Origin of the sequence: Streptomyces sp. NPDC088785 (assembly GCF_044750685.1) — a bacterium.
Classification (GTDB): Bacteria; Actinomycetota; Actinomycetes; order Streptomycetales; family Streptomycetaceae; genus Streptomyces.
Map to the genome: position 1 here is coordinate 996,279 of NZ_JBIVKH010000001.1, position 23,240 is coordinate 1,019,518.

Below are 23,240 nucleotides of genomic sequence, written 5' to 3' on the forward strand. Positions count from 1 at the left end.
TGCGCGGACAGGCCCCGGCGGACAGGCCCCGCCGGACAGGCCCTAGGCGACCCGCGTCATGATGCGCAGCACTTCCAGCGTGCGCGGCGCCGTGTCCGGCTCCTCGCCGTCGCCCGCGGCGAGCAGGACGTGCGCCTCGCGGGCCGCGCGCACCGCGTCCGGCCAGCCCTCGTGCTGGAGGTAGACGGAGACGGGGGCGTCGGGTCCGACCTGGTGCATGATGCGCAGCACCTTGAGCACGGCGGAGTCGACGAGCGCCGCCTCCTGCGCGTCCCGGAAGATCGTCCCCACGTACTTCTCGGCCGACCAGTTGTCCAGCCAGGTGTCCTCGACGAGGCGGTACACGGCGTCGGTCACGTCCCCGTAGCCGTCCACACCGACCAGCCAGACGTCCCGCTGGAACGAGGGGTCGGAGAGCATGTGCAGCGCGGAGCGCACATTGCTGCGCCAGCGCCACCACGGCATGTCGTTGAGTGGCATGCCGTCCATCCTCGTGGAGCGACGGCCGCGGCGGGAAGACTTCTCCGAGCTTTGCACGGTCATCGATCGTACGTGCCGCACCCGGGCACGCCGACCGGCCCCCGTAATTCACCCGCGCGTCACCACCCGTCGACCGCCGGTCACCGCCCGGTTGGGGCGGCGCGGGAATCGTGCAGGCCCATGACCGGCTCGGGCGCAGGGCGCCCTCTCCCCACCACCGTCAAGCGCGCCTTCGCCGTGTTCCGGAAGGCCACCACCCTCGTCGCGGGAACGACCCTGGTCGCCGGCTGCGGGCTGCTCCCCGGAGTCACGGAGGACGCCGGTGACCGGCCGGTCACCGTGATGACGTGGGCCCCGGAGCGGACCGGCGCGACGAACCGGCCGGGCATGCCGGCCATGGCGCAGGCGTACGCGCGCTGGGTGAACTCCCACGGCGGGCTCGACGGCCACCCGCTGAAGGTGCTGACCTGCAACGACCACAACGACAGCGTGGGCGCCGCGAAGTGCGCCCGCGCGGCCGTCGACCAGCACGCGGTCGCCGTCGTCGGCTCCTACAGCCAGTACGGGCGCTCGTTCATGTCGTCCCTGGAGTCGGCGGGCATCCCCTACATAGGCGGCTACGGGGTCTCCGAATCGGAGTTCACCAGTCCGCTCTCCTATCCGGTCAACGGCGGCCAGGCCGCCCTGCTCGCCGGGAACGGGCAGCAGCTCGCCGGGGAGTGCGCCCGCACCGTGCTCGTGCGCCCCGACACCGTCGCGGGCGACGAGCTGGTCTTCCTGATGAACACCGGCCTCGCCCTGCGGCACCGCCCCGCCGCCATCGACCTGCGGGCCGCGGAGGACGCCACCGACTACGGCGAGCAGGCGGGCCGGGCGCTGAGCACGGCGAGCGCCGCGCCGGACGGCGAGGGCTGCGTGGTGGGCGCGCTCGGCGAGCGGACCAACACGTTCTTCGACTCGTTCCGGCGGCTGCGCGACGCCTATCCGACGGTGCGCACGGCCAGCGTGCTCGGCAGCGTCGACCAGTCCGTCGTCGACCGCTCCGGCGGTGCGCGGAGCGTCTACGAGGGGGCGTACGTGACGGGCTGGTACCCGGCGGCGAACGACCCGCGCTGGGGCGAGATGAAGAAGGCGGTCAGGGAGCGGGCCTTCGGCGACAACCGGATCGACCCGGCGGACGCCGGGGTGCAGACCACCTGGATCGCGTACACCGTGCTGCGGCAGGTCGTCGCGGCGATCGGCGACGGCGAGGTGACCTCGGACAGCGTGCGCCGGACCCTCGACAAGGGTTTGAAGGTCACCACGGGCGGCCTCACGCCGCCGCTGCGCTGGGACTACGACCACATGTCGGCGGTCGCCGGGTACCCCCGGCTGGTCAACGCGCGGGTCACGTTCCAGCAGGTGCGCGCCGGCCGGCTGGTGGCGACGGGGACCGCGCCGGTGGACGTGATGAAGACGCTGGCGGCCGCGCCCTGAGCCACGGCGCGGCGGCGACCGGAAGGGGCGCGGGGCCGGTGGCCCCGCGCCCCTTCCGGCGTCACAGCTGGACGGCCGACCGCTGGGTCAGCCCGTACTTGGACGCGATCCCGTTCCACAGCTTGGCCGCCGCTGCCTTCTGCGTGGAGGCGGTGCCGCTGGCGGCGTCCCCGGCCCGGCGCTGCGGGGTCGGCTTCGCGTGGCCCTTGTGGCAGAGCTTGCCGTTGCCCGCGACCTGGTCGGCCCACGCCGCGTAGTGGCTGTCCGCCGACGCGGACGCCTTCCAGGCGTTGGTCAGCGCGCCGGTGAGCTGCGCGTGGTTCGGCAGCTTGTCCACGGACAGGGCGCCGAGCTTGGTCACCAGGTCGCTGCGCTGCTGCGCGGCGGCCCGCAGGTCCTTCGCGGCGGCCGGCAGCTCGCGGCAGGCGCCGATGTTGCCGACGGAGCGGACGACGGCGGACCGGCTGTTGTTGGACTCGGCCAGCAGCTTGTCGAGGGCGACGGCCTGTTCCTTGACCGGGTCGGCGGCGGGCGCCGCGGACTCGGCGGGCGCGGACGAGGAGTCGGAGACGGTGGCGGTGCTGTCCGCCTTCTTGTCATCGTCGCCACCGCCGCTGAGCAGGGCGCCCGCGCCGATGCCGAGGACCAGGATGCCGACCCCGATCGCGGCGATCAGCGGGACCTTCGAGCCGGTGCGGGACTTGCCGCGGGAGGCGGGCGGGGGCGCGTACCCCTGCGGCTCCACCTTCGGTACGTGGGTGGCGGGCGGCGCCTGCCGGGCGTGCGGGTCGAACCGCGGCATCTGCTGGGTGGAGCCCGCCGCGCTCTCGGGCTCCGTGCGGAACAGCGCGTCGAACTCGGCGGGCGGCTGCCGGTCGCCCGGGGCGCCGGGGCGGACGCCGTAGGCCGCGGCCTGCGGCGGTCCGGGCACCGGCGGGATGTACTGGGTCGCGTCGGCGTCCGCGCCGGGCATGGCGCCTGGCATCGGGTGCCGCACGGGCTGCTGCATCGGGTGCTGCACGGCGCGGCCGAGGAACTGCGTGGACTCGGCCGGGGTCTCCGGCGGCAGCGGGGACGCGGCCTGCGGGGGTATGTACTGCGTCGCGTCGCTGTCGTACCCGCCCTGCGGCGTGGCGGGCGGCATCGGCCCGGCCGGCGGGTACTGCTGCGGCAGCGCCTGCGCCTGCTGCGGGGGCGGGAGCGGCTGCTGCGCGGCGGGCTGCCCCCATTCGTAGGTCGGCATCGGCTGGGCGGCCTGCGCCTGCTGGGACTCCGGGCCCCACGGCTGCCCCCAGGGGCCGGCGCCGGCGGGGCCCGCCGGCACGCTCTGGTCGCCGAACGTGCCCGGCAACAGGGGCTCACCGCCGTCGGCAGGCAGCACGACACCTTCGCGCGCCTGCCGGGCCTGCGGAAGGTGCGGACTCTCGTCCTGCCCGCTCTGTCCGCTCTGCTGCGTCACCGGGACTCCTACTACGGATGGGGGACCATAACTGATTGCGGAATCGTCGGCTCACGCTACCGGGTCCTCGCACGCCCGTGCTACGCAGCTCAGATCTCGGGCGCCTCCCCCGTGACGGGAGTAACAGAACCGGCCGCCGCGGCGCCGTGGTCCCACCGGGTCTACGCGGCCGCCTGGAGCTCCACCCGCGCCCCGAACTCCCGCACCACCGCCTCCTCCCGGAACGGTTCGAGCCGCTCCTTGAAGTCGTCCAGGTACTCGGCGCCGCGGTTCGAGCGCAGCGTGCCCAGCAGCTCGACGGCCCGAAGTCCCGTGTGGCAGGCCTGTTCCACCTCGCGCTGCTGCACCTGCGCCGTGGCGAGCAGCACGAGCCCGATCGCGCGGCGCCTGGCCCGTGACAGCGGGTGCCCGTCCAGCGACTCCTGCGCGCACCGCGCCGCCTCCCGCGCCTGTCCCAGGTCCCGGTGGCAGTGCGCGAGTTCGTCGGCGAGATAGGCCGGATCGAAGTGGGCGATCCAGGACGGGTCGTCGCCGGAGCGCGCGTCGGCCTGGTCCATCGCGGCGAGGGCCCGGCCGCCCGCGTTCTGGGCCGCCCGCGCGTCCCCGAGCAGGGCGTGGCCGCGCGCTTCGGCGGCGTGGAACATCGCCTCCGCGCGCGGCGTCACACGCCCGCGCGCCCCCTCCTGAGCCGCGCGGGCGAGCTGGGCGATCTCGCGCGGGTTGCCGAGCTGGGCCGCCAAGTGGCTCATGGACGCGGCCAGTACGTACCCGCCGTAGCCGCGGTCCCCCGCCGCCTGGGCCAGCCTGAGCGCCTGGATGTAGTAGCGCTGGGCGAGGCCCGGCTGGCCGGTGTCGACCGCCATGTATCCGGCCAGCTCCGTCAACCGCGCGACGGCCGCGAACAGTTCGCGCCCCACGGCCTCCCGGTAGGAGCCCGCGAGCAGCCCGCTGACCACGCTGTTCAGGTAGTGCACCACCACGGGCCTGACGTGTCCGCTGCCGTACTGGTGGTCGAGGTCGGTCAGCGCCTGGGTCATCGCCTTGACCGCAGCCACGTCGGAGGCGCCGACGCGCGGCCCCGCCGTCCGCGCCACCTGCGAGTCCGGCACCGAGATCAGCCAGTCGCGGCTCGGCTCGACCAGCGCCGAGGAGGCGACGGACGACCCCGAGAGGAAGTCCCGCCGGCCCACGTCGCTGCGCCACAGCTCGCAGACCTGCTCGATGGCGCCGAGCACCGTCGGCGAGAACTGGAGGCCGACGCCGGACGCGAGGTTCTTGCCGTTGGCCATGCCGATCTCGTCGATCGTGACGGTCCGGCCGAGCTTGCGGCCGAGCGCCTCCGCGATGATGCCCGGCGCCCGCCCGCGCGGCTGCTGCCCGCGCAGCCAGCGCGCCACGGACGTCTTGTCGTAGCGCAGGTCGAGGCCGTGCTCCGCCCCGCACATGTTGACCCGCCGGGCCAGGCCCGCGTTCGAGCAGCCGGCCTCCTGGATGAGTGCTTGCAGCCGTTCGTTGGGCTGTCGCGCTACGAGTGGCCGTGCGGCCATGGCGTACCCCCTGCTGTCCCCAGGAACCTGGTCACTAGATCGTCAGATCGTCACTGGCATCGGTGGATCGATGCCCGCAGGACAAACGGAAGATGCATCACAAACGGGTACGAAATGCATAGCCCTCGCGGGCGTCCTCCCCCTCGCCGCTCCTCTTCTGGTCCCTGGCTACCCGGCCCCCGCTGCCGCTGCCCATGCGCGCCCCCACCCGTGCACCCATGCGCCCCACATGCGGGAACGATGCTCCCGGCTCCTCCTTACGTGCGCCCGTAACCCGAGGGAGGGGCGGGAGTTGAGAACCACGTGGAAGAGACCATCGCAGGCACATCGGACGTCATCTCACCCGTCGACCCCGCCGCCCCCGCCGCCCCCGCCGGCGTTTCCGGCCAGATCCCCCAGCAGCGCGGCGAATCCCTGCTCGACTCGGCCGTGCGGTACGCGGAGGAACGGCACTGGGACGTGTTCCCCGGCACGTGGCTGGAGTTCGACGACGGCGTCCAGCACTGCTCGTGCGGCGACCTCTCGTGCGCGCGCCCCGGCGCACACCCCTCGCGCCCCGACTGGGCGACCCAGGCGACCGGCAGCGCCACCGTCGCCCGCCGCCTGTGGTCCAAGCAGCCGACGGCCTCGATCCTCCTTCCCACCGGCCGCACGTTCGACGCGATCGACGTGCCGGAGACCGCCGGGTTCCTCGCCCTGGCCCGCATGGAGCGCATGGAACTGACCCTCGGCCCGGTCACCTGCACCCCCGACCGGCGCATGCAGTTCTTCGTGCTGCCCGGCGCCACCCCGAAGGTCCCCGACCTCGTACGGAAACTGGGCTGGCCGCCCGCCTCGCTCGACCTGGTGGCCCTCGGCGAAGGCGCCTTCGTCGCCGCTCCCCCGACCCGCTTCGGCAGCCGCGGCGCCGTGCAGTGGGCGTGCCGGCCCACCGCGGCCAACCGCTGGCTGCCCGACGCCGAGGAACTGATCTCGCCCCTGGCGTACGCCTGCGGGCGCGAGAGCAGGCCGTAGGCGCGGCGCCTCCTGGGGGCCGCGGCCCGTCCCACGTAGGGTGCGCTCATGACCGAGGCAGCGGCGGCCGTACGCGTACATGACCTCTGGAAGTCGTTCGGACGGCAGACCGCGGTCGCCGGGATCGAACTGACGCTCCCCGCGGGCCGGTTCATCGGTCTGGTCGGGCCGAACGGCGCGGGCAAGACCACCACGCTCTCCATGGCCACCGGGCTGCTCCGCCCCGACCGGGGCACCGTCCACGTCGCGGGCCACGACGTCTGGGCCGACCCGGCGGCGGTGAAGGCCCGGATCGGCGTCCTGCCGGAGGGCCTGCGCCTCTTCGAACGGCTCTCCGGGCGCGAACTCCTCGCCTACACCGGGCGCTTGCGCGGGCTGCCCGGCGCGGAGGTCGACAAGCGCGCCGGACAGCTGCTCGACGTCCTCGACCTGGCCTCCGCCCAGCACAAGCTCGTCGTCGACTACTCCACGGGGATGCGCAAGAAGATCGGCCTGGCGGCGGCGCTCCTCCACAACCCCGAAGTCCTCTTCCTCGACGAGCCCTTCGAAGGCGTCGACCCGGTGTCCGCGCAGACCATCCGGGGCGTCCTCGAACGGTTCACCCGCTCCGGCGCCACCGTCGTCTTCTCCTCGCACGTCATGGAGCTGGTCGAGTCGCTGTGCGACTGGGTCGCGGTGCTGGCGGCCGGACACATCCGCGCCCAGGGCCCGCTGGCCGACGTACGCGGCTCCGCCGGATCCCTCCAGGAGGCGTTCCTGGAGCTGGTCGGGGCGCGGGGCCGCGCCGACGGCGACACCCTCGACTGGCTCGGCAACCGGCCCGGGACCCCCGCGTGAGCGGCGCCGCGTCCCTCACCGGGACCCTGGTCCGGCTCAAGCTCGCCCTGCTGCGGGGCGGACTGCGGCAGTCCGGCGGGCGGCGCGCCGCCTATCTCGCCTCGGCCGCCGTCGTGGCGCTGCTCACCGCCCTGGTCCTGCTCGGCCTGGTCCTCCTGCACGGGAACGCGCACGCCGCCACCGTCGGCGTGCTGCTCGCCCTGCTGCTCGCCGTCGGCTGGGCGGTGCTGCCGCTGTTCTTCCCCAGCGGCGACGAGACCCTGGACCCGACCCGGCTCGTGATGCTGCCGCTGCGCACCGACCCGCTGGTGCGCGGGCTGCTCGTCGCCTCGCTCGTCGGCATCGGACCGCTGTGCACGCTGGGCGTCCTCGGCGGCGCCGGATACGCCGCCGCGCGCGGTCCGGCCGGCGCGGTGACCGCCGTCGTCGCCGTGCCCCTCGCCCTGCTCACCTGCGTCGCGCTGGCCCGCACCGTGGCCGCCGCCAACATCCGGCTGCTCACCAGCCGCAAGGGCCGCGACCTCGCCGTGCTCAGCGGGCTCGTCATCGCGGTCGGCGCGCAGCTCGTCAACTTCGGCGTCCGCAGGCTCGGTTCGCAGGGCGGCGTCGACGCGCTCGAACCGGCCGGGCGGGTGCTGCGCTGGGTGCCGCCCGCGTCGGCGATCGGCGCGGTCGACTCGGCGGGCCGCGGCTCCTACGGCACGGCGCTCGCCCAGCTCGCCCTCTGCGCGGCCGCGCCCGCCGTGCTGCTGGTGCTGTGGCGGCGGTCCCTGGACCGGTTGATGACCGCGCCCGACGGCTCCACCCTCCAGGCCGCCGAACCGTCCCGGCGTCCCCGCCGCACCGGCCCCCGCCTGCTGCCCGGCGGCCGCACCGGCACCGTCATGGAGCGCAGCCTGCGCTACGTGTGGCGCGACCCGAAGACCAAGGCCGCCTGGGTCACCTCGCTCGCGATCGGCCTGATCGTGCCGGTCTTCAACGCCCTCCAGGGCACCGGCTCCGTCTACTTCGCGTGCTTCGCCGCCGGGATGCTCGGCATCCAGATGTACAACCAGTTCGGCCAGGACACCTCGGCGTTCTGGATGGTGGCCATGACCATCGCGTCCGCCCGGGACGCCTACGCGGAACTGCGCGCCCGCACGCTGGCGCTGCTGCTGATCACCCTGCCGTACGCGGCCGTGGTCACGGTGCTCACGACGGCGCTGCTCGGCGCCTGGCACGCCCTGCCGGAGACGCTCGGCCTGTCCTTCGCGCTGCTCGGGGCGATGCTCGCCACGGGCGCCTGGACCTCGGCGCGCTTCCCGTACTCGATCCCGCAGGAGGGCTACAAGAACGTCGCGCCCGGCCAGGCGGGGCTCGCGTGGATCGCCATCTTCGGCGGCATGGTCGCGGCGGCCCTGCTGTGCGCCCCCGTCATCGCGCTCACCGTCGCCCTGCACGCGACGGGCGCGGACGGCTGGACGTGGACGCTGCTGCCGGCCGGCGCGGCGTACGGCGCCGCGCTGACCCAGCTGGGGCTGCGCCTGGCGGCCCCGCGCACGGCGGACCGGCTGCCGGAGATCCTGGCCGCGGTCAGCAAGGGCTGAGCGGCACGGGCCGCGCACGCAGACGACCCGCGAGCCGTGGTTCCCCCCGTCGGAACGGGTGGAAGCCGGCCGGACGTACCGGCGGCTCGCGGGTCGGGTGACTGCTTGGGATTGGGCCGGCCGCGCGCTGGTGGCTCGCGGATGGTCCGGCGCCGAATACGTGATGCGACGTCGGGCCGCTAGCCCGCAGTCACCTCAGACGTCCGGTGTGCGTACATGCTCCGAACCACCTCCTTTCAGCCTGTGCACCACAGCCTAGGGAGCCGTGCGCCCGGCCTCAACCGGTTTTTCGGGTTCCTGTTCCTCAGGTTCCGGTCACGCCGTCCACGGCCTCGCGCAGCAGATCGGCGTGCCCGTTGTGCCGGGCGTATTCGCCGATCATGTGGGTCAGGATCCAGCGCAGCGAGACCGACTCCGCACCGAGGTGGGCGGCCTCCCGGTCGGTGAGGGCGCAGGTCGTGGCGAGGTCGGCGTCGGCGGTCAGCGCGCGGGCCTGGTCGATCTCCGTGCGCCACCGGTCCAGGGCGTCGTCCAGGGTGCGGTCGGCGGTGAGGGCGAAGGTGTCGGGGGTCTCGTGGACCGAGGCGACGGTGCGGCCCGCGAAGACCCGCTGGAACCAGTTCCGTTCGACCTCGGCCAGGTGCTGGACCAGGCCGAGGAGGGTGAGCGGGGAGGGCGGGGCGCCGGCGATCCGGGCCTGAGCGTCCGTCAGGCCGTCGCATTTGAGGGCCAATGTCGCCCGCTGGAACTCCAACCAGGCGAACAGCGTGGCGCGTTCGTCGGCGAGCGGTGGCGGGATCGGACGGCCGTCGGGGGTTGCGCGGAGTTCGGTCATGGGTTGCATGCTGGTCACGTGCGCTCACCTGAAACCACCTGCCGCTCGATTTCTCCGAAGTTGACAGAACTACGTGTGGGATGTGTCACGTTCGAGTTCAATGATCGGAGCAGGACGCCGACACAGCCTGCGGGGGGTGCCAGGTGAGTGCTTCACGGCGTGAGGGAACCACGGATGAGCTGGGGCCGCAGGAGCCCGACGGGGCCGATCTGCTGGCCGCGCTGCTCGACGGGATGGACGCCGCGCTCTGCGCGTTCGACGCCGACGGTGTGGTGACGCACTGGAACCGGGAGGCCGAGCGGATCCTCGGCTGGTCCGCGGCGGAGGCCGTCGGGCGGCAGGGCTTCGCGGGCTGGGCCGTGCGGGCCGCCGACGCCGAGGAGATCCAGGAGCGGCTGCTGGCCGCCATGCACGGCCCGGGGCGGCAGGTCCACGAGTTCGCGCTGGTCACCAAGGAGGGCGGCCGGGTCCTCGTACGGACCCAGTCGGCCGCCGTGCGCGGGCCCGACGGCAAGCCCGCCGGGGTGTACTGCGCCTTCAGCGAGGTGCACGCGCAGATCGACCTGGAGCGGTCCATCGCGCTCAGCGAGGCGCTGTTCGAGGACGCGTCGTGGGGCGTGGTGCTCGTCGACGCCGACCTGCGGCCCGCCGTGGTCAACGGGCACGCGGCGCGGGCGCTCGGCTCCGGGCGCACCGCCGTGCTGGGCCGGCCGCTGGGCGAGCTGATCTCCCAGGGGGTGGAGGAGCTGGAGGGCGCCCTCGCGCACGTGCTGTCGGAGGGGGCGCCGCCGTCGCCGATGGAGGTGTGGGTGACGGTGCGGGTCCCCGCCGAAGGGGCGGGCGCCGGTGCGGTGCGGCAGGAGCGGCGGTGCTGGCGCAGCGGCTTCGTGCGGCTCGCCTCGCCGCTCGCGGAGGAGCCGGTGCCGCTGGGGGTCGGCTGGCTGTTCCAGGACGTGACGGAGGCCAAGCAGACCGAGCAGGAGGCGGCGCAGCTGCGGTTCCGGGCGCATCAGCTGCACCGGGCCGCGCGGGCCGCCGCCGAGTGCGAGGATCCGGCCGAGGCGGCGACGGTGCACCTGGACTTCGCGCTCGCCGGGTTCGCCGATCACGCCGTGATCGATCTGCTGGCGAGCGAGGAGCCGGTGCGGCTGGTGCGGGCGGCGGCGACGCCGTCGGGGTCGCCCGGGCCGGGGCTGCTGGTGACGCGCGGGGCGCTGCCGGTGCGGTATGCGGCGGGGCATCCGGCGGTGCAGTGCGTGGAGCGGGCGGGTTCGGTGCGGGCCGCTGCCGCGAGCACCGACGACGAGATCGGCTGGGCCGCGGGGCGGCAGTGGCCCGAGGGGACGCGGCACGCGTTGTGCGCGGTGTTGCGCAGTCGGGGGCGGACGCTGGGGGTGGTGACGTTTTTGCGGGGTGGGAGTCGGGTGCGGTTCGAGCGGGGGGATGCCATGTATGCGGAGAGTGTGGCCGGGTTGATCGCCGCCGCGGTAGACCTCTCCACCCGCTGACCCCACATCCGCGGCCCGATGGGACTCCTCACGCAGTTCCCCGCGCCCCTGGGCAGTCCGTCATCTGCGACCCGGTGACCGCTTCTCGCGCCGTTCCCCGCGCCCCTGGGTGGTACTTCGCCCGCGGCCCGGTGACCGCTTCTCGCGCAGTTCCCCGCGCCCCTGGGTGGTACTTCGCCCGCGGCCCGGTGACCGCTTCTCGCGCAGTTCCCCGCGCCCCTGGGCAGTTCTTCGCCTGCGGCCCGGTGGCCGCTTCTCGCGCAGTTCCCCGCGCCCCTGAGGCATGCGCTGACGCGCAGCCTCCCCTTGAGGCTGCGCTTCGCGCGCCTCTCCTGGGAGGCGGGACAGTGGCGCGCCTCTCCCGGGCGCGGGACGGTGGTGCGCCTCTCCTGAGGGGTGGGTCGGTGGTGCGCCTCTCCTGAGGGGTGGGGCGGTGGTGCGCCTCTCCGATGAGATGGCGCACGCAGTGCGCATCTCAGGGGCGCGGGGAACTGCGCGGCCAGCCACGACGGTGGCGCGCATGGAAGACGACCCAGGGGCGCGGGGAACTGCGCGATCAGCCAGGACGAGAGCCGCACCCTACTGCGCGGTCTGGCACGGCGGGGGCGTGTGGGGTGGGGAGAAAAAAGGGGGGGCTGGTCAGTGCTGGTAGAAGATTCGGTCCCGGTAGTCGTCGAAGACCTGCGCGTTCCAGGCCAGGCCCCCGTCCACATTCCCCGACCGCAGCAGCGGAGGCTGCACCCCGCGGTCGGCGAGGACGGCGGCGCAGGTGGCCAGGGTGGACTGCATCAGGGCGCTGGTGGTGATGGTGGACGCCGAGGCGAAGGGCGCGTCGACGCCCTCGTAGGTGAGTTCGGCGTCACCCACGGCGATCTTGGAGTCCAGGACCACGTCGCAGTGGTCGCGCAGGAAGGTGCCCGAGCCGTGCCGGGAGGTCGGCGCGTCGGGCCCGGTGGCGTAGGTGAGCGAGGTGACGCCGATGACCTTCAGGCCCCGGGCGCGGGCGGTCATGGCCATCTCGACGGGCAGCGCGTTGCGCCCCGACAGGGAGATGATCACCAGGGCGTCGCCGGCCCGCGCGGGGCTGGCGCCCAGGACGGCCGTGGCCAGCCCGTCCACCCGCTCCAGGGCGGAGCCCAGCGTGGCGGGCATGACGTCGACGCCGACCGCGCCGGGCACGGCGAGGAGGTTCATCAGGGCGAGGCTCCCGGCGCGGTAGACGACGTCCTGCGCGGCGAGCGAGGAGTGGCCCGCGCCGAACGCGAAGAGCCGGCCGCCCGCCGCGACGGTGTCGGCGAGCAGGGTGCCGGCGGCGGCGATGTTCGCCCCCTCCTCGTCCCTGACCCGCTCCAGGAGGGCGATGGAGGCGTCGAGGTACTGTGCGGCCAGTGTGCTGCTGTCGCTCATCGGCGTAGCCCCTTGGGTCGGACGGTCGGGCGCGTCCTTGCTCGCGCGTCCCTGCTCTGTGTCGCGGATCACCGTGCGGTCTGGACCAGGGCTGTGTCAATACACCCCCGGACACGCCCCGGCACTACACCCCCGGAGCGCGCCGGACCCCGCGTTTCCCCGGGGTTCCCCTGGCACGGCACGGTTGTCAGCGGTATGCGTCAGAATTGACGTCAGGGCCAGCGCACGCGCTGTGCGGCCAGCCAGCGGGGCTGCCGCGTAGCTACACAGCTATACGAGGGGCACGTATGTCCGGACTGATCGACACCACGGAGATGTACCTCCGCACCATCCTCGAGCTGGAGGAGGAAGGTGTGGTCCCCATGCGCGCCCGGATCGCGGAGCGGCTCGACCAGAGCGGCCCGACGGTCAGCCAGACCGTGGCCCGGATGGAGCGGGACGGCCTGGTCGCCGTCGCCGCCGACCGGCACCTGGAGCTGACCGACGAGGGCCGCCGGCTGGCGACGCGCGTCATGCGCAAGCACCGGCTCGCCGAGTGTCTGCTGGTCGACGTGATCGGCCTGGAGTGGGAGCAGGTGCACGCGGAGGCCTGCCGCTGGGAGCACGTGATGAGCGAGGCGGTGGAGCGGCGGGTGCTGGAGCTGCTGCGCCACCCGACGGAGTCGCCGTACGGGAACCCGATCCCGGGCCTGGAGGAGCTGGGCGAGAAGGACGGCGCCGACCCGTTCCTGGACGAGGGCATGGTCTCGCTCGCCGATCTGGACGCGAGCGGCGACGGCATGACGGTCGTCGTCCGCCGCATCGGCGAGCCGATCCAGACGGACGCGCAGTTGATGTACACGCTGCGCCGGGCGGGCGTGCAGCCCGGTTCGGTGGTCAGCGTGACGCAGTCGCCGGGCGGGGTGCTCGTGGGCAGCAGCGGTGAGGCGGCGGAGCTGGAGTCGGAGACCGCCTCGCACGTCTTCGTGGCGAAGCGCTGACCGGCGTACTCCGGCGGGTGCGGGGGGCGGGCGCCGGGGCGCGCTCCGGGTGACGCCCGGGGCGCCGGGAGCGCCCGCGTCGACGCCCCGTGGCCTTTCGTCAACTCCCGTGGTACGGAGGAGAGTTGACGTCCCCCTCGCGGATGCCGCGAGTTCACGCAGAAAGCCGGATTCAGTGCGCGGAATCGCAGCGCTCCGACGCTGTGCGTGCAAGGCTGTCGCGTGAGGCATATGACCGGAGGGGGCCTGGGATGGACCGGCCGTTCGGGGCGCGACGGGCTGGCGGACCGGGGGCGCGGCCCGGCCCGGCGGACGGCCCCGCCCGATACGCAGAGGGCCCCGGCGCCTCGCGGCGCCGGGGCCTGCCCTCCCCGGTCCTGACCCGGAGCCCCGAGCTCCCAGGGTCATTCCCTTCGGACCGTCTTCCCCGAGCGGTCCGCCCCCCGAGGAAGAGATCCCCTCGGTGGCGCCGGTCATTCCTTGAGCGCTGTCACTCGAACGAGGGGTGTTGCCGGAGAGCACCGCGCTTTCGAAAAAGAGTTCGATAGCGTGCGGGGGTACGCGACTGCAGGCGCGACCACAAGGGGGTGCCGGAGCCTATGGCGCGGCGCATCGACGTGACCGGAGCGGGCGGGATCCGCCTGGCGGCCTGGGAGTACGCGGACCCTCCCAAGGCGGCCGAGGCGGGGCGCGGGCCGGGGGTGCTGTTACTGCACGGCCTGATGGGCCGGGCGTCCCATTGGGCCGGTACGGCGCGCTGGCTGGCCGAGCGCCATCGGGCGGTCGCCCTCGACCAGCGCGGACACGGACAGAGCGACAAACCGGCGCAGGGCCCCTTCGACCGCGAGGCGTACGTGCTCGACGCGGAGGCGGCGCTGGTGCAGCTCGGGCTGGAGCCCGCGGTGCTGATCGGGCATTCGATGGGGGCGCTGACGGCCTGGCAACTGGCCGCGCGGCGCCCCGATCTCGTCCGGGGGCTGGTGATCTGCGACATGCGGGCCTCCGCGCTGGGGGCGGCGTCCCAGCGGGAGTGGGAGGACTGGTTCAAGGCGTGGCCGCTGCCGTTCTCGACGCTCGGGGACGTGCGCAAGTGGTTCGGGGAGGACGATCCGTGGGTGGAGCGGCCGAATCCGGCGCGCGGGGAGTTCTACGCCGAGGTGATGACGGAGTCCGGCGACGGGTGGCGGCCCGTCTTCTCGCGGCGTCAGATGCTCGCCGCGCGGTCCACGTGGGTGTTCGACGCGCACTGGGAGGAGCTGGCGGCCGTGCGGTGTCCGGCGCTGGTGCTGCGGGGGCTCGACGGGCAGTTGGGGCGGGCGGAGGCGCAGGAGATGGTGCGGGTCCTTCCCAGGGGGGAGTACGCCGAAGTGGCTGATGCCGGTCATCTCGTCCACTACGACCAGCCCGAGGCGTGGCGCGCCGCCATCGAGCCGTTCCTGGACGGGGTGCTGACCGACCTCTGACCCCCTCTCCCGCAACCGCGGAGGTTAGTCGCCTGCGGCCCGGTGGCCGCTTCTCGCGCAGTTCCCCGCGCCCCTGAGCCGTTCGTCCAGCGCGGCCCGGTGGCCGCTTCTCGCGCAGTTCCCCGCGCCCCTGGGCCGTCCGTCCAGCGCGGCCCGGTGGCCGCTTCTCGCGCAGTTCCCCGCGCCCCTGGGCCGTTCGTCCAGCGCGGCCCGGTGGCCGCTTCTCGCGCAGTTCCCCGCGCCCCTGAGGCATGCGCTGCGCGCAGCCTCCCCCAGAGGCAGCGCTCCGCGCGCCTCCCTCCGCGTGAAGCATGCGCTCCGCGCGCCTCCCTGGGCGAGCGGAGCTCGCTTCCAGGGGCGCGGGGAACTGCGCGACCAGCCCCCACCGTGGCGCACCCGAAGAACGACCCAGGGGCGCGGGGAACTGCGCGATCAGCCCCCGCCGTGGCGGGGGTCAGGGGCTGAGGCGGGTGAGGTGCCAGGTGGTCGGGGGGGTCAGGGTGTAGCGGAGACGGTCGTGGAGGCGGTTCTCGCGGCCCTGCCAGAACTCGACGGTGCCGGGCCGCACCCGGAACCCGCCCCAGTGATCCGGCACCGGCACCGCGGCCCCGACCGGATAGCGCCGGGCCAGCTCCGCGTACCCGGCGTCCAGCTCGTCCCGCGAGTCGAGCACGGCGGACTGGTCGCTGGCCCACGCCCCGAGCTGCGACCCGTGCGGCCGGGAGTGGAAGTACGCCTCGGTCTCCTCCCGCGACGTCCGCTCCGCGAGGCCCGTCACCAGGACCTGCCGGCCCATCGGATGCCAGGGGAAGAGCAGCGCGACCCACGCGTTCACGGCCAGCTCGCGGGCCTTGCGGGAACCGTAGTTCGTGTAGAAGACGAAGCCCTCGTCGTCGTAGGACTTCAGGAGGACCGTGCGCGAGCTGGGGCGGCCCTCGGCGTCGGCGGTGGAGACCACCATGGCGTTCGGCTCGGCCAGCGGCGAGCCGGGGGCGGCCGCCTGCTGGAACCAGCGCGTGAACTGCCGCATGGGGTGCGGGGCGAGATCGGACGCGTGCAGGCCGCCGTCGGGCGCGCGGTACTGCTCCCGCATGCCGGCGGGGTCAGGGGTGTCGTTCACGGCGTCATCCTGCCGGACGGCCCGCCGTGGCCGCACGCGGAGTGAGACATGGCACTGAGTGCCGCGACCTCTCGCCAAGTGTGGCACCGAGGGCTACATTCCAAGAGCCGAAACGGTTGAGCAGCCTCCCCCACGGGGCATCACGGGGAAGACCGACCCGGAGCGCGAGTCAGCCGCGACCGCGCATCCGCGCCCCTGCCCGCACATTCCAGTCAGCACAGTCCACGCATCTGAGGAGCCGCCTGATGTCCGACTTCGACCCCTCCTTCGTACCCGGCCTCGAAGGCGTCGTGGCGTTCGAGACGGAGATAGCCGAACCGGACAAGGAGGGCGGCTCCCTGCGGTACCGGGGCGTCGACATCGAGGAACTGGTCGGCCATGTGTCGTTCGGGAACGTGTGGGGGTTGCTGGTCGACGGCGCCTTCGACCCCGGGCTGCCGCCCGCGGAGCCGTTCCCCATCCCCGTCCACTCCGGTGACATCCGGGTCGACGTGCAGTCCGCGCTGGCGATGCTGGCGCCCGTATGGGGCCTGAAGCCGCTCCTCGACATCGACGAGCGGCGGGCCCGCGACGACCTGGCGCGGGCCGCCGTCATGGCGCTGTCGTACGTCGCCCAGTCGGCGCGCGGGCAGGGTGTGGCGATGGTGCCGCAGAGCGAGATCGACAAGGCCCAGTCGGTCGTCGAGCGGTTCATGATCCGCTGGCGCGGGGAGCCGGACCCCAAGCACGTCGCCGCCGTCGACGCCTACTGGACGTCGGCCGCCGAGCACGGCATGAACGCGTCCACGTTCACCGCGCGGGTCATCGCCTCCACCGGCGCCGACGTGGCGGCGGCGCTGTCGGGGGCGGTCGGCGCCATGTCCGGGCCGCTGCACGGCGGGGCGCCGTCGCGGGTGCTCGGCATGATCGAGGAGATCGAGCGGACCGGGGACGCCGAGGCGTACGTCAGGCAGGCGCTGGACAAGGGTGAGCGGCTGATGGGGTTCGGGCACCGGGTGTACCGGGCCGAGGACCCGCGGGCGCGGGTGCTGCGCCGGACCGCCCGGGAGCTGGGGGCGCCGCGGTTCGAGGTCGCCGAGGCGCTGGAGAAGGCCGCGCTGGCCGAGCTGCACGCGCGGCGGCCCGACCGGGTGCTGGCCACCAATGTGGAGTTCTGGGCGGCGATCGTGCTCGACTTCGCCGAGGTGCCGGCGCACATGTTCACGTCGATGTTCACCTGCGCGCGGACGGCGGGCTGGTCGGCGCACATCCTGGAGCAGAAGCGGACCGGGCGGCTGGTGCGGCCCTCGGCCCGCTATGTGGGGCCGGGCACCCGCTCGCCGCGCGACATCTCGGGATACGCCGACATCGCCCGGTAGCCGGGGCTGCCGGGCCGGCGGGCCGGCGGGCCGAGAGCGGTACCGGCCGTCAGGCCCGGGGCGGCGGGGCGAGGACCCGGTCCACCAGGGTCGTCCACTCCGTGACGACCCGGGCCCGGCGGGCCGTGTCGTCGGTCAGGAGGTTGGCGAGGCCCAGCCCGCGCGCCATGTCGAGCAGCCCCTGCACGACCTCCCGCACCCCGGGCACGGCCTCGTCGGCGCCGAGGAGCTCCACCGCGATGCGGTGGGTCTCGCGGCCGACCCGGGCCTCCAGGTCGACGACGCGCCCGCCGAGCTGCGGCTCGTGCGACGCGGCGACCCACAGGTGCAGCGCGGCGCGGAACAGCGGGCCGGTGTACAGGTCGACGAGGGCCGCCACGGCTTCGGCCCGCCCCCGCGGGCGCAGCCCGCGCAGCGCGGTGGACCGTTCCTCGGCGACGTACTCGACGGCCGCGGTGAACAGGTCCTCGCGGGTCGGGAAGTGGTGCTGGGCGGCGCCCCGGGAGACCCCGGCGTGCTCGGCGACGACGGAGACGGTCGAGCCGGACCAGCCGCGTTCGGCCAGGCACGCCACCGCGGACTCCAGGAGCCTGCGCCGCGTCGCGCGCGAGCGGTCCTGTTTGGGCGGGGTCACAGCACCCATGCGGGGTCCCGTCGTTCGAGGAAGGCGGTCATCCCCTCCCGGGCCTGGTCGGAGGCGAACAGCCGTGCGGACAGGGCCGTCAGCGCCTCCGCGTCCCGGTCGAGGGCTTGAAGGACCTTAACCGTGAGCAGCCGTTTCGTCTCGGCCAGGGCCTGCGGAGCGGACCGGCGCAGCCCGTCGAGGAGGGGTTCGAGGGCGCTGTCGACGCCGTCGGCCGCGTCCGCGGCGAGGGTGACGAGCCCGATGCGGGCGGCCTCCGCCGCGTCGAACCGCTCCCCCGTCAGGTAGTAGCGGGCCGCCGCGCGCGGGTCGACGCGGGGCAGCAGCGGCATCGAGATGACGGCGGGCGCCACCCCGATGCGCACCTCGGTGAAGGCGAAGGAGGCGCGGGCGGAGGCGGCCGCGATGTCGCAGGCGCCGACCAGTCCGAGGCCGCCCGCCCGGACGTGGCCGTCGATGCGGGCCAGCACCGGCCTGGGCAGCGCGACGATGTCCCGCAGCAGGGCCACGAGCGCGGCGGGGTCCGGCGGGTCCTTGAGGTCGGCGCCCGCGCAGAAGGTGCTGCCGGTGTGGGTGAGGACGACGGCGCGTACGTCCTCGTCCTCACCGGCCCGGCGCAGGCTCGCGGACAGTTCGGCGACGAGGGCCGTCGACAGGGCGTTGCGGTTGCCGGGCGAGTCGAGGGTGAGGGTCGTGACGCCGCGGGTGCGGTCGTGCCGGACGAGCTGCGTGGCTGACATGGGCGTGGGTTCCCTTCACCCTTCTTCTCTGACTTCGCCGACTTCACTGACTTCGCCGGCTTCACTGGCTTCACTGGCTTCGCCGACTTCTCTGAGCGTGCGGCGCAGGATCTTGCCGGAGGCGGCGCGGGGCACGTCGTCGACGAACGCGACCCGGCGGACCTTCTTGTGAGGGGCGACGCGTGCGGCGACGTAGGAGAGGACGTCGGCCTCGGTGAGCGCCGGGTCGGAGCGGACGACGAACGCCTTCGGGATCTCGTTGCCGTCGGCGTCGGTGACGCCGATGACGGCGGCGTCGGCGATGCCGTCGTGGGTGAGGAGCAGTGCCTCCAGGTCGGCGGGGGCCACCTGGTAGCCCTTGTACTTGATGAGTTCCTTGACCCGGTCGACGACGAACAGCCAGCCGTCGGCGTCCACCGTCCCGACGTCGCCGGTGCGCAGCCAGCCGTCGCCGTCGATCATCTCGGCGGTCGCCTCCGGCCTGCCGAGGTAGCCCTTCATGACCTGGGGTCCGCGCACGACGATCTCGCCGGGTTCGCCGGGGCCGACGTCCTGCGCGGGGTCGTCGAGGGAGACGAGCCGCATCTCGGTGGCGGGGACCAGCTTGCCGACGGTGCCGGGCGGGGCGGTGTCCATGGCCGCCAGCGGGACGACGTGCGTGCCGGGCGACAGCTCGGTCATGCCGTAGGCCTGGCCGACCGGGGGCAGGCCGAGCCGGTGCGAGCAGGCCCGCGCCAGGTCGGCGTCGAGCGGGGCGGCGGCGCTGACGACATAGCGCAGCGAGGACAGGTCGTGGCCCTCGACGGCCGGGTGCTTGGCGAGGGCGAGGACGATGGGCGGGGCCACGTAGAGGCCGTTGATGCGGTGCTTCTCGATCGCGGCGAGGAAGGTGTCGAGGTCGAAGCGGGGCAGCACGACCACGGTGGCGCCCTGCCGCAGCGGGGCGTTCATCAGCGCGGTGAGGCCGTAGATGTGGAAGAACGGCAGCACGGCGAGGATGCGGTCGCCGGGGCCCATCGGCATCATCGGCGAGAGCTGGGCCAGGTTGGTGGCGATGTTGCGGTGGGTGAGCATGACGCCCTTGGGGCTGCCGGTGGTGCCCGAGGAGTACGGGAGCGCGGCGACGTCGGCGGCGGGGTCGACGGCGACGCGGGGTTCGGGGGCGTCGGTGGCGAGCAGGTCGAGGAGCGAGCGGTGGCCGGAGTCCCCGGCCGGGTCGCAGACGAATATCTCCCGTACGCCGCCCGCGAGTTCGGCGGCCCGCCGGGCGGCGCCGGCGAGCGGGGTGACGGTGACGATCCAGCGCGCGGCGCTGTCCCTGAGCTGGCCGGCGAACTCCTCCGGGGTGGCCAGCGGGTGCACGGTCGTCACGGAGGCGCCGGCGCGGGTGGCGCCGTAGAAGGCGACCGGGTAGGCGATGGTGTTCGGGCTGTGCAGGGCGACGACGTCGCCCTTGCGCACCCCGGCCGCCGCGAGCCCGGCCGCCACCTTGCGGTGGAACCCGTCGACCTGCGCGTAGCTGAGGGTCGTGCCGGCCACGCCGTCGACGAGGGCGGGGGCGTCGCCGCGGGCCGCGGCGCCGCCGAGCACGGCGTCGTGGATGGGTTCGTCGACGACGTCGACCGCTGCGTACTCACTCCGGAACACCATGCCAACTCCTCGTCGTGGAAGGTCAGTCGTGCTCGGGCGCGCTCAGTAGGACTTGGGGAGTCCGAGGGTCTGGTGGGACACGTAGTTGAGGATCATCTCGCGGCTGACGGGTGCGATACGGGCCACGCGGGAGCCGGTGATGAGCGAGGCGAGGCCGAACTCGCGGGTCAGGCCGTTGCCGCCGAGGGTGTGCACGGACTGGTCGACGGCGCGCACGCAGGCCTCGGCGGCGGCGTACTTCGCCATGTTCGCGGCCTCACCGGCGCCCACGTCGTCGCCCGCGTCGTACAGGGTGGCCGCCTTCTGCATCATCAGGCGGGCCAGCTCCAGCTCGATGTGGACCTGCGCGAGCGGGTGGGCGATGGCCTGGTGGGAGCCGATCGGCGCCTTCCACACGGTGCGGTCGCGGGCGTACTCGACGGCGCGGCCGAGGGCGTAGCGGCCCATGCCGATCGCGAAGGCGGCCGTCATGATGCGCTCGGGGTTGAGCCCCGCGAACAGCTGGAGCAGGCCCGCGTCCTCGTCGCCGACGAGCGCGTCGGCGGGCAGCCGGACGTCGTCGAGGGTCAGCTCCCACTGCTTCTCCGGCGCCTGGAGCTCCATGTCGATCTGCCGGCGGCCGAAGCCCGCCGCGTCCCGCTCCACGATGAACAGGCACGGCTTGAGGTTTCCGGTACGGGCGTCGGAGGTGCGGCCCACGATGAGGGTGGCGTCGGCGATGTCGACGCCGGAGATGAACACCTTGCGGCCGTTGAGGACCCAGGACCCGTCGTCGTCGCGGCGGGCCGTGGTGGTGATCCGGTGCGAGTTGGATCCGGCGTCGGGCTCGGTGATGCCGAACGCCATGGTGCGGCTGCCGTCGGCGAGCCCGGGCAGCCAGGCCCGCTTCTGCTCCTCGGTGCCGAAGCGGGAGATGACGGTGCCGCAGATCGCGGGCGAGACGACCATCATCAGCAGCGGCGAGCCGGCCGCGCCCAACTCCTCCAGCACGATGGAGAGTTCGCCGATGCCGCCGCCTCCGCCGCCGTACTCCTCGGGCAGGTTGACGCCGAGGTAGCCGAGCTTGGCGGCCTCGGCCCACAGCTCCTCGGGGTGGCCGCCGGCACTGGTGACGCGGGTCATGTAGGCGCGGCCGTACCGCTTGCCGAGGGCGGCGACGGCGGCGCGCAGGGCCCGGTGCTCTTCGGTTTCGAGGACGGGAGCGTTCACGACTGTTCCTCCTGGACGACGGCGAGCAGGGCGCCCATCTCGACCTGATGGCCGACGCGGGCGTGCAGGACGGTGAGCGTTCCGGAGGCGGGAGCGACGATGCGGTGCTCCATCTTCATGGCCTCCAGCCAGATCAGGGGCTGTCCGGCGGTGACGGCCGCGCCCTCGCCGAGTCCTTCGGCGACGCGGACGACGGTGCCGGGCATGGGGGCGAGCAGGGAGCCGGGGGCCTGCTGCTCGCTGGGGTCGGTGAAGCGGGGCAGGAGCGTGAGGGCGGCGCCGTCGACGTGGACGCGGCCGTCGGCGTAGGCGGTGACGTCGAACGTCCGGCGTACGCCGCCGATGGCGAGGACGACGCGGTGCGGGGCGGCGTGCAGGACGCGGACGTCGGCGACGTCGTGGACGGTGGCGGTCCTCTCGTCCGGTTCGGCGTCGGCGCCCCGCCGCACGGAGGACAGGGCGACCGCTTCGAGTCCGTGCCGGGTGTGCCGGTAGCCGACCTCGTAGCCGGTGCCGTGCGGCACGCTGCGGTAGCCGCTGGTGTGCGGCTGCGACGGCACGTTGCGGAAGCCGCCGAAGCGGGAGGGCGCGGCGGCCCGGGCGAGGGCGGCGGCGAGCGGGGCGTACGGGTCCTCGTCGGGGGCGGTGAGCTCGGCGAGGTGGCGTTCGTAGAAGCCGGTGTCCATGCGGGCGGCGGTGAACTCGGGGTGGCGCAGCGAGCGGACGAGCAGGTCGCGGTTGGTGACGGGGCCGTGCACGGCGGCCCGTTCGAGGGCGCCGGCGAGGGCGCTGACGGCGGCGCCGCGGGTGGGCGCGTGGGCGACGACCTTGGCCAGCATGGCGTCGTAGTGCACGCCGATGGTGTCGCCGTCGGTGTAGCCGGTGTCGAGCCGGACCCCGGCGGGGACGGCGAGCCGGCGCAGGGTGCCGGTCTGCGGGGCGAATCCGGCGGCCGGGTCCTCGGCGTACAGGCGGGCCTCGACGGCGTGGCCGCGCGGCGCCGGGGGGTGCGGGTCGAGGGCCTCGCCCTCGGCGACGCGCAGTTGCAGCGCGACGAGGTCGAGCCCGAACACGGCTTCCGTCACCGGGTGTTCGACCTGGAGGCGGGTGTTCATCTCCAGGAAGTGGGCGGTGCCGTCGGCGACGAGGAACTCGACGGTGCCGGCGCCGACGTAGGCGACCGAGCGCACCGCCCGGCCCGCCAGCTCGGCCAGTTCGGCGCCCAGGCGCGCGTCGATCCCCGGGGCGGGCGCCTCCTCGACGACCTTCTGGTGGCGGCGCTGGAGGGAGCAGTCGCGGGTGCCGAGCACCCATACGGTGCCGTGGGTGTCGGCGAGGACCTGCACCTCGACGTGGCGCCCGCCCTCGACGTAGGGCTCGACGAAGACCTCGTCGTCGCCGAAGGCGGACAGGGCCTCGGCGCGGGCGGCCTTCACCTCGTCGTCCAGGTCGGCGAGGTCCCGTACGACGCGCATGCCGCGGCCGCCGCCGCCGGCCGCCGCCTTCACGAGGACGGGCAGGTCGGCGGCGGTGACCTCGCCGAGCGGGGCGATGCCCATCAGTTCCTTGGCGCGGGTCTTGGACGCCATCGCCTCGATCGCCCCGGGCGGCGGGCCGATCCAGGTGAGCCCGGCGTCGGTGACGGCGCGCGCGAAGGCGGGGTTCTCGGACAGGAAGCCGTAGCCGGGGTGCACGGCGTCGGCGCCCGTGTCGAGGGCGGCCCGCACGACGAGGTCGGCGCGCAGGTACGTCTCGGCGGGGGTGGCGCCCGGCAGCCGGACGGCGAGGTCGGCCTCGCGCACGTGCAGGGCGTCCGCGTCGGGGTCGGAGTGCACGGCGACGGTGCGGATGCCCAGGTCGCGGCAGGTGCGGAAGACGCGGCAGGCGATCTCGCCGCGGTTGGCCACGAGGACGGTGGAGATCATGGG

Annotated in this window: 19 protein-coding genes; 8 read left to right on the plus strand and 11 right to left on the minus strand. The window is 74.1% G+C overall.

Going from position 1 to position 23,240, the window contains the following annotated elements; translation table 11 throughout:
- Positions 1 to 42: 42 nt before the first annotated feature.
- Entirely contained in the window at positions 43 to 543 is a 501-nt protein-coding gene (locus ACIP5K_RS04560) for a hypothetical protein (protein WP_401404841.1), read from the minus strand.
- 117 nt (positions 544 to 660) lie between these two features.
- On the opposite strand from ACIP5K_RS04560, the gene ACIP5K_RS04565 reads away from it, so the two are divergent.
- The gene (locus tag ACIP5K_RS04565; protein ID WP_401404843.1) at positions 661 to 1,956 is read left to right on the plus strand and encodes an ABC transporter substrate-binding protein; all 1,296 of its coding nucleotides are present in this window, start codon (positions 661 to 663) and stop codon (positions 1,954 to 1,956) included.
- Positions 1,957 to 2,017: 61 nt separating this feature from the next.
- Here the strand turns inward: ACIP5K_RS04565 and ACIP5K_RS04570 are convergent, their stop codons facing one another.
- Together ACIP5K_RS04570 and ACIP5K_RS04575 are read right to left on the minus strand one after the other, a co-directional pair.
- Entirely contained in the window at positions 2,018 to 3,415 is a 1,398-nt protein-coding gene (locus tag ACIP5K_RS04570; RefSeq protein ID WP_401404845.1) for a hypothetical protein, read from the minus strand.
- A 161-nt stretch (positions 3,416 to 3,576) separates the two neighbouring features.
- Positions 3,577 to 4,962 carry a transcriptional regulator gene (locus ACIP5K_RS04575; protein WP_401404847.1) on the minus strand — a complete coding sequence of 462 codons (1,386 nt, stop codon included), beginning with the start codon at positions 4,960 to 4,962 and terminating at the stop codon, positions 3,577 to 3,579.
- Positions 4,963 to 5,265: 303 nt separating this feature from the next.
- Between ACIP5K_RS04575 and ACIP5K_RS04580 the strand changes: the two genes are divergently transcribed.
- The 3 genes from ACIP5K_RS04580 to ACIP5K_RS04590 are packed head-to-tail and all read left to right on the plus strand — an operon-like array spanning position 5,266 to position 8,399.
- A complete protein-coding gene (locus ACIP5K_RS04580; RefSeq protein WP_401404849.1) occupies positions 5,266 to 5,976 on the plus strand; it encodes a bifunctional DNA primase/polymerase in 711 nt (236 codons plus the stop codon).
- 48 nt (positions 5,977 to 6,024) lie between these two features.
- Positions 6,025 to 6,813: an ABC transporter ATP-binding protein gene (locus ACIP5K_RS04585; RefSeq protein WP_401404850.1), complete on the plus strand. Its 789-nt coding sequence runs from the start codon at positions 6,025 to 6,027 to the stop codon at positions 6,811 to 6,813.
- Entirely contained in the window at positions 6,810 to 8,399 is a 1,590-nt protein-coding gene (locus tag ACIP5K_RS04590; protein ID WP_401404852.1) for a transporter, read from the plus strand. The genes ACIP5K_RS04585 and ACIP5K_RS04590 overlap by 4 nt, the downstream gene beginning before the upstream one ends.
- Positions 8,400 to 8,703: 304 nt before the next feature.
- Here ACIP5K_RS04590 and ACIP5K_RS04595 read toward each other — a convergent pair whose 3' ends face one another.
- Positions 8,704 to 9,234, minus strand: coding sequence for a DinB family protein (locus ACIP5K_RS04595; protein ID WP_401404854.1), 531 nt, complete (start codon positions 9,232 to 9,234; stop codon positions 8,704 to 8,706).
- Between the two features lie 143 nt (positions 9,235 to 9,377).
- Between ACIP5K_RS04595 and ACIP5K_RS04600 the strand changes: the two genes are divergently transcribed.
- Complete coding sequence (locus ACIP5K_RS04600; RefSeq protein ID WP_401404855.1) at positions 9,378 to 10,742, plus strand: PAS domain-containing protein; 1,365 nt, start codon at positions 9,378 to 9,380, stop codon at positions 10,740 to 10,742.
- Positions 10,743 to 11,381: 639 nt separating this feature from the next.
- Here ACIP5K_RS04600 and ACIP5K_RS04605 read toward each other — a convergent pair.
- Complete coding sequence (locus tag ACIP5K_RS04605; protein WP_401404857.1) at positions 11,382 to 12,149, minus strand: SIS domain-containing protein; 768 nt, start codon at positions 12,147 to 12,149, stop codon at positions 11,382 to 11,384.
- Between the two features lie 287 nt (positions 12,150 to 12,436).
- Here ACIP5K_RS04605 and ACIP5K_RS04610 point away from each other — a divergent pair, with 287 nt between their 5' ends.
- Together ACIP5K_RS04610 and ACIP5K_RS04615 are read left to right on the plus strand one after the other, a co-directional pair.
- Positions 12,437 to 13,129: a metal-dependent transcriptional regulator gene (locus ACIP5K_RS04610; protein ID WP_401404858.1), complete on the plus strand. Its 693-nt coding sequence runs from the start codon at positions 12,437 to 12,439 to the stop codon at positions 13,127 to 13,129.
- 599 nt (positions 13,130 to 13,728) lie between these two features.
- Positions 13,729 to 14,592 (plus strand): alpha/beta fold hydrolase, encoded by an 864-nt coding sequence (locus ACIP5K_RS04615; RefSeq protein ID WP_401404860.1) that lies wholly within the window; start codon positions 13,729 to 13,731, stop codon positions 14,590 to 14,592.
- A gap of 454 nt (positions 14,593 to 15,046) precedes the next feature.
- Here the strand turns inward: ACIP5K_RS04615 and pdxH are convergent, their stop codons facing one another.
- Positions 15,047 to 15,685: a pyridoxamine 5'-phosphate oxidase gene (gene pdxH / locus ACIP5K_RS04620; protein WP_401405277.1), complete on the minus strand. Its 639-nt coding sequence runs from the start codon at positions 15,683 to 15,685 to the stop codon at positions 15,047 to 15,049.
- A 272-nt stretch (positions 15,686 to 15,957) separates the two neighbouring features.
- Between pdxH and ACIP5K_RS04625 the strand changes: the two genes are divergently transcribed.
- Positions 15,958 to 17,070, plus strand: coding sequence for a citrate synthase 2 (locus ACIP5K_RS04625; RefSeq protein ID WP_401404862.1), 1,113 nt, complete (start codon positions 15,958 to 15,960; stop codon positions 17,068 to 17,070).
- Between the two features lie 49 nt (positions 17,071 to 17,119).
- Here ACIP5K_RS04625 and ACIP5K_RS04630 read toward each other — a convergent pair whose 3' ends face one another.
- Genes ACIP5K_RS04630 through ACIP5K_RS04650 form a run of 5 tightly spaced genes read right to left on the minus strand, consistent with a single transcriptional unit; the run spans position 17,120 to position 23,237 of the window.
- Positions 17,120 to 17,713, minus strand: coding sequence for a TetR/AcrR family transcriptional regulator (locus ACIP5K_RS04630; protein WP_401404864.1), 594 nt, complete (start codon positions 17,711 to 17,713; stop codon positions 17,120 to 17,122).
- A complete protein-coding gene (locus ACIP5K_RS04635; RefSeq protein WP_401404866.1) occupies positions 17,701 to 18,453 on the minus strand; it encodes an enoyl-CoA hydratase family protein in 753 nt (250 codons plus the stop codon). Before ACIP5K_RS04635 ends, ACIP5K_RS04630 begins: the two co-directional genes overlap by 13 nt.
- A gap of 15 nt (positions 18,454 to 18,468) precedes the next feature.
- A complete protein-coding gene (locus tag ACIP5K_RS04640) occupies positions 18,469 to 20,100 on the minus strand; it encodes an AMP-binding protein (protein ID WP_401405279.1) in 1,632 nt (543 codons plus the stop codon).
- A gap of 45 nt (positions 20,101 to 20,145) precedes the next feature.
- Positions 20,146 to 21,312 (minus strand): acyl-CoA dehydrogenase family protein, encoded by a 1,167-nt coding sequence (locus tag ACIP5K_RS04645; protein WP_401404868.1) that lies wholly within the window; start codon positions 21,310 to 21,312, stop codon positions 20,146 to 20,148.
- Positions 21,309 to 23,237, minus strand: coding sequence for an acetyl/propionyl/methylcrotonyl-CoA carboxylase subunit alpha (locus tag ACIP5K_RS04650; RefSeq protein ID WP_401404870.1), 1,929 nt, complete (start codon positions 23,235 to 23,237; stop codon positions 21,309 to 21,311). The genes ACIP5K_RS04645 and ACIP5K_RS04650 overlap by 4 nt, the downstream gene beginning before the upstream one ends.
- Positions 23,238 to 23,240: the final 3 nt, after the last annotated feature.

Bases quoted from the DNA above. Each gene is read 5' to 3' on its own strand.
- ACIP5K_RS04615 (WP_401404860.1), top strand. From the start codon at position 13,729: ATGGCGCGGCGCATCGACGTGACCGGAGCGGGCGGGATCCGCCTGGCG.
- ACIP5K_RS04605 (WP_401404857.1), bottom strand. From the start codon at position 12,149: ATGAGCGACAGCAGCACACTGGCCGCACAGTACCTCGACGCCTCCATC.
- ACIP5K_RS04625 (WP_401404862.1), top strand. From the start codon at position 15,958: ATGTCCGACTTCGACCCCTCCTTCGTACCCGGCCTCGAAGGCGTCGTG.
- ACIP5K_RS04585 (WP_401404850.1), top strand. From the start codon at position 6,025: ATGACCGAGGCAGCGGCGGCCGTACGCGTACATGACCTCTGGAAGTCG.
- ACIP5K_RS04630 (WP_401404864.1), bottom strand. From the start codon at position 17,713: ATGGGTGCTGTGACCCCGCCCAAACAGGACCGCTCGCGCGCGACGCGG.
- ACIP5K_RS04595 (WP_401404854.1), bottom strand. From the start codon at position 9,234: ATGACCGAACTCCGCGCAACCCCCGACGGCCGTCCGATCCCGCCACCG.
- ACIP5K_RS04650 (WP_401404870.1), bottom strand. From the start codon at position 23,237: ATGATCTCCACCGTCCTCGTGGCCAACCGCGGCGAGATCGCCTGCCGC.
- ACIP5K_RS04575 (WP_401404847.1), bottom strand. From the start codon at position 4,962: ATGGCCGCACGGCCACTCGTAGCGCGACAGCCCAACGAACGGCTGCAA.
- ACIP5K_RS04565 (WP_401404843.1), top strand. From the start codon at position 661: ATGACCGGCTCGGGCGCAGGGCGCCCTCTCCCCACCACCGTCAAGCGC.
- ACIP5K_RS04560 (WP_401404841.1), bottom strand. From the start codon at position 543: ATGACCGTGCAAAGCTCGGAGAAGTCTTCCCGCCGCGGCCGTCGCTCC.
- ACIP5K_RS04610 (WP_401404858.1), top strand. From the start codon at position 12,437: ATGTCCGGACTGATCGACACCACGGAGATGTACCTCCGCACCATCCTC.
- ACIP5K_RS04635 (WP_401404866.1), bottom strand. From the start codon at position 18,453: ATGTCAGCCACGCAGCTCGTCCGGCACGACCGCACCCGCGGCGTCACG.
- pdxH (WP_401405277.1), bottom strand. From the start codon at position 15,685: ATGCGGGAGCAGTACCGCGCGCCCGACGGCGGCCTGCACGCGTCCGAT.